The sequence below is a fragment of the Paenibacillus sp. Paensp38 genome (genome assembly GCF_059491915.1).
Map to the genome: position 1 here is coordinate 3,706,434 of NZ_CP168516.1, position 13,568 is coordinate 3,720,001.

Consider the following 13,568-nt stretch of genomic DNA (forward strand, 5'->3'; position numbering starts at 1 on the left):
TTGTTGTTATATATAGTGACACCGCGAGCTCGTTTTTATCCTTCTTATGCAATTTTTTCAGCAATCTGTTATTCTTGAAAAGATGGTTCGCCAGAATATATTGGAAACTCCAAGGAATCAAAAATCGAGGAGGCTGTGAACTATGGGAAACATTTTAAGCTTACATCAACTGACGGAAGAGCAAAAAAAACAAGTTCGTGCAGCGGCTTCGGGCTACGAGTTGATTATTGGCAAAGCTCAGGAATTAGAATCTAAGCAAATCCGGGAGGCCGAGATTATTCTGGGCTGGTCCAAGCATATTGCCGAAGATGCATTACATCCAGACAGCAAGCTGAAGTGGATACAAACCTGGTCGGCTGGGATTGATAAGCTACCGCTTACCGAATTGGAGAAGCGTAACATTTTACTCACGAATACGAGTGGCGTGCATGCCATTCCAATTACAGAGCAGATCTTTGGAATGCTGCTATCGCATACACGTTATTTACAGCAAGCAGCTCTCTTGCAGCGTCAGAAAACATGGCAACTACCGAAAGGCCAACTGACGGAATTACGTGGCAAAACGGTGTTGATTACAGGCGTTGGCGAAATTGGCCGTGAAACAGCGCGGATTGCAGAATCCTTTGGCATGCGGGTAATCGGAGTCCGGCGTTCTGGCAAGGAAGCTCCGCATGTAGAGCATATGTATACTAACGAACAACTACACGATGCATTGGGAGCAGCGGATATCGTGGTAAATATATTGCCATTCACCGAGGAGACTCATCACTTCTTTGACGAAAAAGCATTTGCAGCTATGCGTAAGGGAGCCTTCTTCATTAATGTAGGTCGCGGTGGAACCGTTCATACGGATGCGCTTGTACGCTCTTTGGAGCAAAAGCATATTGCCTTTGCCGGACTGGATGTATTCGAGGAAGAACCACTACCTGCGTCACATCCACTATGGAGTCTGGACCATGTTTTGATCACACCGCATATTGCAGGCGATACGGACCGATACGCCGAACGAGCGGTAGATATTTTTCTTACTAATTTGAATGCCTATGCCGCTGATCAGGAACTGCCGTTGAATTTGGTTAACTATAAAACTCAGTATTAACACACTACTTACAGATCCAGATTTCCCGACTCATACCTGTCTTATGTATGCGACATTGCTCCGTAAGGGTCCAACCTGACTCGGATAACAATGTTTCCATCGGCTCCGTGCTCACGACCACCGCCCGCGCGGCCAAGCGTCTCAGACTGCGCAGCATCTTCTTTTGCTCATCAGCCGGGAGCACGGAGCACAGGTTATAGGGCATATCCAATATGGCCGCATCGTATGTGCCTTCGAGCTTATTCATATCCCCGAGTTTCACTAGATCTTCTTCATATCCAAAATGACGCAAATTCACTCGTGCCCCACGCACCGCCAACGGATTGATATCACAACCGCGAATATCCTTTCCCATACTCAATGCCTCAATCATTACATTGCCCATACCACAACACGGGTCTAGCAGTTTCAATGAGCCTGGTTCTCCCTTTGTTGCTATTAGATCAGTTGCTGCCAAATTCACAAGTGCCCTAGCTACCAGAACGGGTAGTCCAGTAGAATAATTTTGCGGCTTCTGACGACGCTCCTGCCACGATCTGTCGCTATACTGACACCTGCCCAGTAGCCACCGTTGTCCTATCCGAATAACACCAAGGATGATATCCGGTGTCTTCATTTGCGCCTGGCCATGAATGCGTGCACCAATTCGGCGTTCGATCCCGCGCCGCTCGTCATAGCCGGCCTCATGGTCACCTTCTTTAAGGCACAACACCTTGAAAGTCTTTCCTTCCTCAAGCTGTAACATAGAGGCTGCTTCGCATAGCTCTTCCAGTGTTCCCGCATCTGTCACTACATCCAGCCGAAGATGAATAAACGGGCTGGTCCCCGGTTCCAGGCGTCGATGGGACAACAGGATGGAATCCTGCACGGGCGGCTGACCGAACAAACATTTTAATTCCAAAAGACATAACTCACGCTCTGTTTCATGACACGCATAGGTATACACGTAGCTTGGTTTCATTTCATCGATATTCGTTTTCTGTTTATTCATGTCAGATCTCTTTTCATCTTTTCATTAGGAATCAAGGCTAGAATTTACGGCCTCCGCTATTAGACGGTAGGAGTGAAGCCGCTGCTCATAATCGGGAATCGGTGTGACCAACAGAAACTCATCGTTATCATATTTAATCTGCAAACCACGTAACCGTTCGGCAATAACCGACGGCGTTCCCACCAGCCAGCTGGCCCGAATTGCCGGGTCGCCCAATGTAATCTGAGCAGCCCATTGCTGCGCCAGCTCATCCGTCAAGGCACATACTGCGCCTACAGCAACCATGGTACGTGGCTTGTCTATCCGATTGGATGGCTGAAAGCTGGAGCGGTAAATGCTGAGCATCTCTTCTGTTTGATGTTCACTCATAAACTGACCGAATACATAGCCTGTTGAATACTGGGCGGCATATTCGGCACTTTTTCGGTTTGTGCCCAGCATCCACACTGCTGGCGGCTGTTCAGGCATTGGCCGGGCAAACACAGGCACCTGTTCATATTCGTAAGTACCTTCCAGCAAAGCCAATAGAGCTTCCATCGTCTGTGGCAGCTCCGTCACATGTTGAAGAAAATTGCCGCTCAGTGCCATCGAAGCATGAGGTCCCCCACCAGGTGCTCTCCCCAGACCCAATTCGACTCTGCCAGGATATAGAGCGGCCAGCAGATGAAACCATTCCGCGACCTTGACTGGACTATAATGCGGAAGCAAGATAGCACCCGCACCCAGTTTGATTGTCTTCGTCACCGCCCCGATATGAGACAGCAGCACTTCCGGGCTGGAGGAAGCCAGCCCCTCCATATCATGGTGCTCCGAGGTCCAGTAACGTGTATATCCCCACGCTTCTGCCTGTCTCGCTAGTTCGCCAGCTCGTTGAACCGCCTGCTCCGGACGGTTACCGGGCAGCAACGGCACCATATCGAGCACACCGAGATTCAACCTTTTTATAGATAAAGACCGAGATGGCATAGACACAATCCTCCCTCCTACTATCAGCTATAAACCAGTTTCTTCTACTATATAGGGGGAATTTAAAGGTTAATCCAGATCATAAATGGAACCCACCTTCAGGCCGTATAACTCATTATAGATTTTTTCAGCAAAAGCATCGGTCATGCCTGCAATATAGTCTATGACCATATGCTCCCATGTCCAGATCGGCTTCGTCTTGGCTTGGTCGCGCTCATAGCGCTGGAGCCAGTCGCTTGGAATAATAGATTTGGATGTTTCCGGGTCCAGAAAAGCCAACCAAAGTCGTTTGAGCATCCACTCACTCCGTTTTTGCAGTCGCTGTACGCGCAGATCGCGGATCATCGTAACCCAAGCAAAGCTTTTCAATACACTCACCGTGCGCAGCATATCCAAATCTTCGTTTCCATCCCGTACAAAGGTCACTTTTTTCCAATTTCCATCATCAATGACACCCAAGCTGCTGACAAACAGACTGACCCAGTATGCCTTCACTTCACGGCGGGTCCGGGAATAATCGTGTTCACACATCGGCATCTTGCCATTCCACACCTTCAAAAATTCACTCAGCACAGCCGCTACCTTCTGCTCAATCTGAGCCAGTTGCCAGCCTTGCCAGAAGCTATCCTCCAACGTGGTGATTTTCTCCGTAATCAGACGAATTAAATACGGATCATACAAGAAGTGCTCGTGTACCTCGATTTTTCCAGCCTTAATCCCATCCTCCAAATCATGCGCAGAATAAGCGATATCGTCGCACAGGTCCATAAGCTGGGCTTCCAGCGTTTTTTTACCATCAGGGATACCCCAATCCTCGCGGATGGAACGTATATATTCCCACTCATGCAGATACAACCCTTTTTTGTTCAGAATCCCTGGGTATGGGTATTTGTTGATCCCCAGTAACACAGCGTCCGACAAATTCAAACCATCCACGTTCTCACGCTTCTCCAAAAACATAATCAGCCGGAAATTGTGCGCGTTCCCTTCAAAATGCTCATAAATTCGTCGCTCACGCGCATAGGCCTCCTGTCCACGCTTGGACTCCGGTGTGAAGCCTCCGGCAGAGGATATCTTTTCTACCTTTGTTTCAATCAGTTGATCCAAAATGCCGTCCAGTACTTCTTCTCCCTTGTGTCCGAACGGGGGATGCCCAAAGTCATGTGCGATGGAAGCACATTCTACCACCTCAGGGTCAATGATCAGTCCTGCGTTATCTGCCTGTTCCAGCTCTACTTCGGGATGGCGGCGCAGCAAGCTTCGTGACGCTTCACGCGCAATTTGCGCTACCTCCAAAGAATGCGTCAGTCGTGTGCGATAATAATCGCCCGTGCCTGCACCAAATACCTGTGATTTACCCTGCAACCGACGGAAAGTCGGTGAATGAATCAAACGGGAGTAATCCCGTTCATATGCGGCCCGTGAAGCGTCGCTTCGTGTCTGTTCCGCAAATTGCCGATGCTCTCTCTTGTCCTGCCATGTCATAAATCCCACTCCCTACGTACTCAATTGGAGTGATTATACATTTTTTTCGCGCTTCATGAAAGCTCACATGACTTTCAGTTATATATGTAAGCATCAAACTATCTCACCTATTCGTAAGAGTAGAAAGGATTGTATACCAATCTGCAAGATTTATGGACTGAGCGCATTATCGCCTATCAAGTCAAGCCAGTGGTCAGACGATGAGAAATAAAAAAACAAGTCCCAACTATGTCCCGAGACTTGTTTTTGCTTATGATAACTTCTATTTTTCCATTAATTTATTGAATATTTCTCTATCTTCGGAAGTAAAATCGGAAATCCGTTTCTTTTGCTTGTATGTGTTGGTACTTGAATCCAGCTTAATGAAGCTATTTTCACCAACCACATATACGATATTGTTTTTTATCTTATATGACACAATATTATCAACAGTATTTTCCGTTGGATCAGCAAGATGATTATAAAGTATTAAAGGGTCGTCCGGCCCCCCTCTAAAAATTTGAAAAGTCCCGTCACCAAAATATTCTACGGTATCTTTGCCTGATGGGTATTTATACTTCGTATCATCCCCAGAATTCACCAGGAAAATTAGAGTAGTAATTATAACTAGTAGAGAGATCAAGATCAAAATAAAGATATATCTACGCTTCATCTACAATTCACACTCACTTCCAAGCTTTTCTTGTATCAGTTACTGTTACATAAGACGTATACTCATTTAATGTTCCCCATGATTCCATTAAATTTGTTAGGTTTGCTGCAGCCCAACCAAGTTTGTTGTTCCCAGTAAACATTTGTTTAAAATTATACTCAAAATTATATTTATCATAATATATTGTAGTAATTTTCCATTGCCCGTCAACGTAGTTTCCATTTATTTTATAATACATCTTGTGAAAAGCATTATATAAATCTTTATCACTTTCTAATCCCTTAGATTCATTATTCGAAAAACTTTTAGCTTTATTAGCATTAGCTTTTTTGACTTCGTCATTAACTATTGCGATGTGTTCTTTAGATTTTTTAATTTGCTGCGCCTCATATGACCATTCGTTAAAGTGTAAATTTCCTGGGTTGTAATCAAGTGAATGTTGAAGTAAATTGGCTGTGATGTCCCCGTACTTCTTTCGAGCTATAGGAACAGCTACTAATGTAAAAGCTTTACGATCAGGATAATGTAGTACAGTATCTGAAGAATTCTTTACCTTCTCTACGCCTCGCACCCAAGTCTTTTCTAGTTCTACCATAGGATTTTCAAACGGAAAAGTATTACTTCCTGCATACACTAACATATTCTTACTATATGCATCTTCTAGTACTTTTTCCGAGACATCAGACTGTTCCTTTTCTCTTGTTTCCTTAAGTTCTAACTGAGGACTATATTGAATTTTTCCCAATTGATCTTCTTTTTGTTTTAAAACAAGTTCAAACTCAAGAATCTCTTTGCTGGTATCAATCTGTTCTTGATACTCATGTACGTAAGCGTGTGTAAACGTAATATCTCGAATTGTGTTTTCATTTCTAACGATTTGGATATTACATTTTCGATAGTAATCCTCAGTATCAGGTTCATATTCTGTGTTTGCCCATGTGTACAGCATGTTGGAATTATCCGCATTGTCTATAACTGAAGGAAGCGAATGAAGCGGAATTTTGCTTAGAATATGTAGCGAATGAACCAAGTTTGTAGACTTAGCTGAAAGGTTTAGGGAACTATTATTTTTATAAGTAAAGCCAGTGATCTCACCTTTTACAAACTCGATTGGTTCACCACCGGATTTACGTTCTATTCTTAATGAAATGCTCATTGAAATAATCTCCTCTGTTAATTCAATCTAGTTTTGTAGGAAATATTTGTGAAAAAATAATTTCCAAATATTAATATATACGAAAGATATTAAATAGTAAACATATTTTTAACTTGTACTTTTTCAGTTCGAATCGAATTTGAAAATCTAATATAAAAAAGGTGTTCCCCAGCCATTGGATTCAGGCCAGAGAACACCTTTTACTCAACTTTATATCCCTCACCACTTTTGCTCTAACGCTTTGCCCTCGGGTCCAATACATCCCGCAGCCCATCACCCATCAGATTAAAGCCTAATACGGTCAGCATGATAGATATCCCCGGAAAAATAACTGTCCACGGCGCGTTCTGGATATATTGCCGCGAATCGGACAACATTTTACCCCACTCTGGCTCAGGAGGTTGTGCACCCAAGCCTAGAAATCCAAGCGCTGCCGCTTCAATGATAGCCGTTCCGATCCCCAACGTTCCCTGTACGATGATTGGTGTCAGGCTGTTAGGCAAAATATAACGGAGGATGATTCGTGTATTATTGGCTCCAAGCGCTCTAGCAGAAGTGATATACTCCTCTGTTTTGACACTCAGCACCTTAGAGCGAACTAACCTTCCATACGTTGGCACATTGACAATGGCAATGGCGTACAACGCATTTTCCAATGAAGGCCCTAGAATGGCCACAATTGCAATGGCCAGCAAAATCCCCGGAAATGCCAGTAAAATGTCGAATAGCCGCGAGATGGCCATATCTGCCCATTTTCCGTAAAATCCTGCGATTAAACCTAAGGCGGTTCCTACAATCATTGAACCAATAACAGACAAGAAACCGACCCACAACGAGATTCTGGCTCCATACAGCGTGCGAGTCAGTAAATCTCGACCGAGATCATCCGTACCGAACCAATGCTCCGCAGAAGGAGGCTGCAAACGGCTCACCAAATTTTGCTCTTTATAGTCAAAAGGAGCAATCCACGGCGCGATCAAAGCAATGATGACAAAGAAGATAATAATGCTCAGGCCGACGAGCGCCATTTTATTGTGACGGAAAGCCCTCCATGCGTCTCTCCAAGGACCAGTCACGACAGGCAAATGCGCCAATGTACTGCGTGTCGTCGGTATGTTGTTGGGTTCCATTGAAAATTGTGACATCGGACAAGCTCCCCCTTGAACAATTGGCGACTTGATTACTGATAACGGATACGCCGATCGAGAACCGCGTACAGCAAATCGACAATCAGATTAATGATGACGAACAGGAACGCTATGATCAGAATTCCGCTTTGAATAACCGGATAGTCACGCGAACTGATCGCTTCAAAAATGTACCGTCCGATGCCGGGCCAGGCAAAAATGGTTTCTGTCAGTACCGCGCCTCCCAGTAGTGAGCCAGTCTGAAGACCGATGACAGTAAGTACGGGGATCGCAGCATTTTTAAGCGCATGTTTGTACACGACTTGAAAAGATGCCAGCCCCTTCGCCCGAGCCGTACGGATATAGTCCGCATCCATAACCTCCAGCATACTGGAACGGGTAATGCGCGCAATGACCGCCATTGGAATCGTTCCCAGTGCGATACTGGGTAGGATCAAATGCTTGATAACGGTCCACACCTGATCCATACGTCCACCTATGAGCGCATCAATAACAGCTAAATGTGTCACAGCTTCCACAGGATCACGGGAATTCATGCGTCCGATGGAAGGGAGCCAATGCAGCTTATTTGCAAAAATCCACTGCTCCATCAAGCCCAGCCAAAAAATGGGCATCGATACTCCGACCAGGGCAATGACCATGCTGACATAGTCAAACCAGGAATTTCGCTTCCAGGCACTCACGATGCCAGCGTTCATTCCAACTACTATGGCAAAAAACATGCTCGCTACTGTCAACTCCAGCGTAGCCGCCAGATAAGGAAGCATTTCCCGGGCAATCGGCTGTCTGGTGCGAATGGAATCACCCAAGTCTCCATGTGCCAGTTCACTCAAATAGGTTCCATATTGCTGAAACCACGGCTTATCCAGTCCCAATTGCTCACGTAGCGCCTGCTTGGACTGTTCCGTAGCTTTATCTCCTAGTATGGTTTCCGCCGGATCACCCGGAATAGCATGAATAATCGAAAATACGATAAGCGTCATGCCTAGTAATACAGGAATCAATATGGCCAGTCTTTTTACAATATATGAGTTCATATCCTATTCACCGCCTGCTTGCGTTTGGGCTATTCAAAATAAATATTTCCGTACGCTTCCATACCTGCCGGAGAAGGTACAAAACCCTTGAGGTTCGCTTTACCTGCCATCAACGGTGTGCTGTGAACCAAGGGAATCCACGGTGCATCCTGTTTAATAATCACTTGTGCTTGTTTATACAGTTCCCCACGCTTGTCCTGATCGACCTCAACCTGCGCCTTCACCAATACTTTATGGAGTTCCTCATTCACATAAAAACTACGGTTATTGCCTGGAATCGTATCCTTGTCCAGCAATGTATAAAGGAAATTATCCGGGTCACCATTGTCCCCGTTCCATCCCAGCATGTACAGATCATCCTTCTCTCCTGCTTTAAGATCATCCAGATACGTAGCCCATTCTGGAGATTGGATGTTGACTTTGACGCCTATTTTTTCAAAATCGGCTTGAATGGCCTCGGCCACCTTTTTGCCGTCAGGCATATAAGGACGAGATACGGGCATTGCATAGAAGGTTAACGGCTCGGGAAGCCCGTTAGGAAAGCCTGCTTCCGCCAGTAAAGATTTAGCCTTATCCAGATCATAGGCGTAGTCCTGAATACTATCGTTGTACCCCCATAACGTAGGTGGCATCGGATTGACCGCAGGCTTAGCCTGCCCTGCAAACAATGCATCAATAATGGCCTGTTTGTTCACTGCGTGATTCAGCGCCTGGCGCACCTTGGGATTATTGAATGTTTTTTTCTTTAAATTAAATCCAATGTACGCCACATTAAAGGAGGGACGTTCAATTTTCACCAATTCGCTATTACCGTCTAGCTGCTTTGCATCATCCGGATTCAAATCCTCCATCAGGTCAATTTCTCCATTTTGCAGAGCATTAAATCGCGCGGTATTGTCGGGTATGGAACGAACAATGATCTTTGCCAACTTCGGCTGGCCCTCTTTCCAATAGTTTGGATTCTTCTCCAGCGTGATGGTATCGTTCCGTTTCCATTCCTTAAATACAAAAGGCCCCGTGCCGACCGGATTACTCTTGAAATCAGCCTTTTTCTCCTGAATTGCCTTGGGACTTGCAATACTAAAGGATGGCATAGCGATATTTTGTAAAAACGGCGCCTGCGGCTTGTTTAGTGTAAACTGGACACTGTTCGCATCTACCGCTTTAACCTCCTTAATCACCCTACTTCCTTCAGGACCGAACATAGAATCATAATAGTCAAACGAGTCACCTTCAAATTTGTATGGACTTTTTGGATCAGCCCAGCGGTCAAAGTTAAACACAACCGCTTCAGCGTTAAAGTCACTTCCATCATGGAATTTTACACCCTGGCGCAGCTTGAACGTATAGACCAGTCCATCCGGTGATACTTCCCAGCTCTCTGCAAGTCCCGGTTGGATCTCCGTTGTGTTTTCCTTATATTCCAGCAGTGTGTCGAACACTTGCATTCCAATTTTTAGCGACTCGCTTTCAGTCACAATGGCAGGATCTAGCGCCACGGAATCTCCGCCGCGTCCATAAATAAGCGTGTCCTGCACGCCCTCTCCTGCTCCGCTTGGTGTTTTCCCTGCCTCTGGCTTTGCTCCTTCACCTGATCCCCCACAACCGGAAAGCGCCAAAACAGCTCCTAGCGCAAGCACCAGCAGAACGGTCCAGATTTTGTGTTTTGCATACTTTTTGCTCATGCAGCAAACCCCTTTCACACCTTATATATTGTTAATTCGTTGATACCGGATGAATGTCAATTCTTGAATTGACATGACAAGCTTGTCCTCAAGCTGTAATCCCAGGTTCCGAGTTCATCAAATAGGTGTAGTAGGACAGAAGTGTTCATAATCTAGTGGTGTAAGAGATGCTGTAGGGTAATAAATAAATGTGATGTGATAAAGAGAAAGAGGAGTATGTCAGGTCGTGGTGAAAGTGTGACATATACTCACAAACAGTGAATATTATGCTCAAACAAAGTTGATTATTGGATACTTTACTATAAAATCTGGAAGACGACAAGGGGGTTTTTCATACATTACGATATGTTTTTATACATCATGTCAATTAATATTACAAACCAACTTACACGATCATACCAAACATATATTCCTGCTGGGGGTCTTTAACCTCCAAGCAGGAGCATGATCTTACCTCAAAAATGTATTCAGCACCAAACCTACATCCTTAATATCCTAATTCCCAGGTATGTTCTGAAATAAACAAACATACAAGAGCTTTTACCGCTTGATTTGGCTGGTAGACATGCTGCATTTCCACCCAATGATTCACACTTTTAAAACGTTCTAGTTCAGCTTATGTAGAAATCATGAAGAACATCACTTTACAATAAGTGCAGGCGGTTGCCTTTGAACCGCCTGTCTATTTACGTTTCAGGCGTATGGATTAGTTTTCATGAAAATAATCCCTTTTTCGCATAAAATTTATAAAAGATCATTTGGTCGTTTTAAACACACCCAGACGGTTCAGTACGACCAGTAAGCGATAAAAATCGTAACTGCTTGGCAGTTTCGCATCCACAATCGGGCTTGCTGGATGAAATGCAACAGCGGCAGCCATTGCTTCCTTCGCCCAGGTCGGTACAGGCATAGTCTGATGCGCCTCCAGCTCAGCTACCCGCTGATCCACTTTTTTAATATAAGCGCTTTGTTCATTCAACGTCTGCTTGAGCACATCTTTGCTGTTTTCAAGAGCGGCGACCTGCTGCTGCAGGGCCTTAAATGCCGCTTTTTCCTCTGCTGTCATTGACTCATCCCCCTCTTCTCCTGCAAATGCTTGGCGTAGCTCGGCCTCTGTTCCGGCGTATACATTCAGGTCAACCGGCCCTTGAATTCCATCAACCCGTCCACTATCGCTGTATTGCCAAAAGTCCCAGTTCTTCCATGCTGTGGTGTCGCCGGGCACCCGTGTACTATAACGTGCAATCCACAGCTTATAACTGCCCAATGGCGCTTTGAAATGGGCAGCAAAAGCATTCCCTGTGTATACCATCGGCTTACAGCCGCTTACCCGTTCAAATTCCGTTACAAATGCCAACGCAACCTCATGAATCGTGGCCGAGCTAAGCCCTCCCGGATTATTTTCGTAATCCATCACCGCTGGCAAGTCCAGCGCTTTCGCCCCACCCACCTGCTCCAACACCTCGGCGAAATGCCTGGCTTCTGCTTTTGCTGCATTTACATCGGTCGCATCTACAAAATGGTACGCTCCCAGTAAGAGCCCGGCTGCCTTGATCCCTTTTGCATTCGTGATAAATGTCGGATCGACGTAACGCTGTCCTTGACTCGCTTTAATAAAGGCAAACGATTTACCATCGGCTCGTACACGCTTCCAATCAATCGTTCCCTGATATCGGGACACGTCAATGCCTTCGGTAGCATTAGGGCTACGACTTTGCATAAGGCGCTCCCTCCCTGTCATTATAATGTTGTAGCACTCTGTCTCTGTTATATATGCTTGGACCATCCATACGGTCTGGGCTTTTCCACTTTTACACCGAAAAAAGGGCAAAAAGGTAGTCAGCCTATTTGGGTGGTGGTCACTGGTGGCACTTTATGAAACTTTATTCTCTTTGTCGGAAGGGTCGGTTGACTTTATTTTTTCTCCACTTGACTTGGACTCAAAAATAGCTACCGCATTCCGTAAAATATCCGGCATCGGCACTCCCATTCTGCCCACATTTTCAATAATGGACAACAGCTCGTTCGCTAAATAAAAGAAAACGACGGCATCCCGGAAGTAATGTGCATCCCCGAGAATACCGTCGATTAGGTGAGCTACCGTAATGAGCAAAAACACGGTAACCTTGCGAAAAATACCGTAATACCCCTGGCGGCTTTTTAGCTCCCCATTAATCCAGGCCGCTGCCCATCCGGTGAAAAAGTCGATCACGACCATCCACCACAGCAACGTCAACATAGTGGTCCACCCCCCGAAAAAATAACCGATCAAGGTCCCCGTGGAAAGCCCCAGCCAAATCTGATCGATCTTTTCATGCATATTTGTTCCCCCTTTTGAACCAAGGTGTAAAGTGAATGCCCTTGGACTGATCCAAGGGCATTTAAACAATTTTTTTGTTTTGTTCTCTATACTGTTTTCTTACGGAAAATAGAGTTATACCATTTAACCGTTTCTTCCTGTCCATTCAGAGCAGCGGTTAATGATGAATTATCTACGTTGCCCGTTACCAGATCAGAACTCTTGGATAAAATAATCTTCATTACTTGTTCACGCTGTTCTTCATTTAAAGCGTAGCTTCCCATGATCGTTGCTATATCGCCCTCACCCCGCTCATAGCGAGTGATGCAAGCATGAGCACAAATACGCATTTGAGCCTCTGTTAAAGCGGTCATAGTTATGACTTCACCTCTTTTTATAAAGATGCTGTTACATATAATCCTCAGTACACGTTATTTTCCTGTGTTACCAAGCATGAGCTGGGTCAACGTCTCTTCGAGATCTGCAATACGCTGCTTCAATTGATCTGTCTCACTCGGCTGTTGCTCTGCTTTTTGTGTCAGTTCCTTAATTGCTTCCTCACTCAATCCTTCACTCCAGAACGTCATTGGGTCTCTTCGTTCTGGAGCCGTGAATGTCTGAGCAGAATATACAGATTCGTCTCCACGTTCGTTTTCAGGTTTGTTTTGCCATTCATCATGCAGCTTCTGAAATAAAGCTTGGGATTCGTTGTTCAACTCCTCGTAGGCTTTTTGCGCTTCTATCAGCTTTTGATTATATTCCGCTTCGTAGGCCAGCCAGCCTTTGATATCAAAACGAGGATGGTATAGACCAGCTGGTACTGGAATCCCTACTGTATAACCAGTAAGGATTCTTTCTGAATTGGTTGCATCTGTGGTATTAGAGCTACTGTCAGCAAGCCGATGGGTGTCTAGGTGCTGGCTTGTATCAGATAGCGTGAGTGAAGATGCTGTATAAAAAGGGACGACACCCGAAAAGGCATCGTCCACCAACTCGTCCTCCAGATAGAGGCCCTTTGTATTTACTTTAGGTACTACTTTCATGTGTCAA

13 protein-coding genes are annotated in these 13,568 nt (G+C 45.2%); 1 reads left to right on the forward strand and 12 read right to left on the reverse strand.

Annotated elements, in window-relative coordinates:
- The first annotated feature begins 142 nt into the window (after positions 1–142).
- Positions 143–1,099 (forward strand): D-2-hydroxyacid dehydrogenase, encoded by a 957-nt coding sequence (locus tag ACEN8J_RS16350; RefSeq protein WP_495593725.1) that lies wholly within the window; start codon positions 143–145, stop codon positions 1,097–1,099.
- Between the two features lie 4 nt (positions 1,100–1,103).
- On the opposite strand, the gene ACEN8J_RS16355 is transcribed toward ACEN8J_RS16350, so the two are convergent.
- From ACEN8J_RS16355 to ACEN8J_RS16410, 12 genes are all read right to left on the reverse strand, one after another.
- Positions 1,104–2,090: a methyltransferase domain-containing protein gene (locus tag ACEN8J_RS16355; protein WP_341038987.1), complete on the reverse strand. Its 987-nt coding sequence runs from the start codon at positions 2,088–2,090 to the stop codon at positions 1,104–1,106.
- Between the two features lie 24 nt (positions 2,091–2,114).
- The gene (locus ACEN8J_RS16360) at positions 2,115–3,056 is read right to left on the reverse strand and encodes an MsnO8 family LLM class oxidoreductase (protein WP_165145386.1); all 942 of its coding nucleotides are present in this window, start codon (positions 3,054–3,056) and stop codon (positions 2,115–2,117) included.
- A 69-nt stretch (positions 3,057–3,125) separates the two neighbouring features.
- A complete protein-coding gene (locus ACEN8J_RS16365) occupies positions 3,126–4,541 on the reverse strand; it encodes a deoxyguanosinetriphosphate triphosphohydrolase family protein (RefSeq protein ID WP_039269516.1) in 1,416 nt (471 codons plus the stop codon).
- Between the two features lie 262 nt (positions 4,542–4,803).
- Positions 4,804–5,193, reverse strand: a complete 390-nt coding sequence (locus ACEN8J_RS16370; RefSeq protein WP_185156333.1) for a hypothetical protein — start codon at positions 5,191–5,193, stop codon at positions 4,804–4,806.
- A gap of 13 nt (positions 5,194–5,206) precedes the next feature.
- Positions 5,207–6,349 carry a hypothetical protein gene (locus tag ACEN8J_RS16375; protein ID WP_165144627.1) on the reverse strand — a complete coding sequence of 381 codons (1,143 nt, stop codon included), beginning with the start codon at positions 6,347–6,349 and terminating at the stop codon, positions 5,207–5,209.
- Positions 6,350–6,582: 233 nt separating this feature from the next.
- Positions 6,583–7,494, reverse strand: coding sequence for a nickel transporter permease (nikC, locus tag ACEN8J_RS16380; protein ID WP_209949669.1), 912 nt, complete (start codon positions 7,492–7,494; stop codon positions 6,583–6,585).
- Positions 7,495–7,529: 35 nt separating this feature from the next.
- On the reverse strand, positions 7,530–8,534 hold the full coding sequence (locus ACEN8J_RS16385) for an ABC transporter permease (RefSeq protein ID WP_318626986.1): 1,005 nt from the start codon (positions 8,532–8,534) through the stop codon (positions 7,530–7,532).
- Between the two features lie 29 nt (positions 8,535–8,563).
- Complete coding sequence (locus ACEN8J_RS16390; protein ID WP_165144621.1) at positions 8,564–10,219, reverse strand: ABC transporter substrate-binding protein; 1,656 nt, start codon at positions 10,217–10,219, stop codon at positions 8,564–8,566.
- A 754-nt stretch (positions 10,220–10,973) separates the two neighbouring features.
- Positions 10,974–11,939, reverse strand: coding sequence for a glycoside hydrolase family 25 protein (locus tag ACEN8J_RS16395; protein WP_069011560.1), 966 nt, complete (start codon positions 11,937–11,939; stop codon positions 10,974–10,976).
- Between the two features lie 153 nt (positions 11,940–12,092).
- Positions 12,093–12,539, reverse strand: a complete 447-nt coding sequence (locus ACEN8J_RS16400) for a phage holin family protein (RefSeq protein WP_039269501.1) — start codon at positions 12,537–12,539, stop codon at positions 12,093–12,095.
- A gap of 86 nt (positions 12,540–12,625) precedes the next feature.
- Complete coding sequence (locus ACEN8J_RS16405) at positions 12,626–12,892, reverse strand: hypothetical protein (RefSeq protein WP_449291547.1); 267 nt, start codon at positions 12,890–12,892, stop codon at positions 12,626–12,628.
- Positions 12,893–12,949: 57 nt separating this feature from the next.
- On the reverse strand, positions 12,950–13,561 hold the full coding sequence (locus ACEN8J_RS16410; protein WP_318626989.1) for a hypothetical protein: 612 nt from the start codon (positions 13,559–13,561) through the stop codon (positions 12,950–12,952).
- Positions 13,562–13,568: the final 7 nt, after the last annotated feature.

Bases quoted from the DNA above. Each gene is read 5' to 3' on its own strand.
- ACEN8J_RS16350 (WP_495593725.1), top strand. From the start codon at position 143: ATGGGAAACATTTTAAGCTTACATCAACTGACGGAAGAGCAAAAAAAA.
- ACEN8J_RS16355 (WP_341038987.1), bottom strand. From the start codon at position 2,090: ATGAATAAACAGAAAACGAATATCGATGAAATGAAACCAAGCTACGTG.
- ACEN8J_RS16360 (WP_165145386.1), bottom strand. From the start codon at position 3,056: ATGCCATCTCGGTCTTTATCTATAAAAAGGTTGAATCTCGGTGTGCTC.
- ACEN8J_RS16365 (WP_039269516.1), bottom strand. From the start codon at position 4,541: ATGACATGGCAGGACAAGAGAGAGCATCGGCAATTTGCGGAACAGACA.
- ACEN8J_RS16370 (WP_185156333.1), bottom strand. From the start codon at position 5,193: ATGAAGCGTAGATATATCTTTATTTTGATCTTGATCTCTCTACTAGTT.
- ACEN8J_RS16375 (WP_165144627.1), bottom strand. From the start codon at position 6,349: ATGAGCATTTCATTAAGAATAGAACGTAAATCCGGTGGTGAACCAATC.
- nikC (WP_209949669.1), bottom strand. From the start codon at position 7,494: ATGTCACAATTTTCAATGGAACCCAACAACATACCGACGACACGCAGT.
- ACEN8J_RS16385 (WP_318626986.1), bottom strand. From the start codon at position 8,534: ATGAACTCATATATTGTAAAAAGACTGGCCATATTGATTCCTGTATTA.
- ACEN8J_RS16390 (WP_165144621.1), bottom strand. From the start codon at position 10,219: ATGAGCAAAAAGTATGCAAAACACAAAATCTGGACCGTTCTGCTGGTG.
- ACEN8J_RS16395 (WP_069011560.1), bottom strand. From the start codon at position 11,939: ATGCAAAGTCGTAGCCCTAATGCTACCGAAGGCATTGACGTGTCCCGA.
- ACEN8J_RS16400 (WP_039269501.1), bottom strand. From the start codon at position 12,539: ATGCATGAAAAGATCGATCAGATTTGGCTGGGGCTTTCCACGGGGACC.
- ACEN8J_RS16405 (WP_449291547.1), bottom strand. From the start codon at position 12,892: ATGACCGCTTTAACAGAGGCTCAAATGCGTATTTGTGCTCATGCTTGC.
- ACEN8J_RS16410 (WP_318626989.1), bottom strand. From the start codon at position 13,561: ATGAAAGTAGTACCTAAAGTAAATACAAAGGGCCTCTATCTGGAGGAC.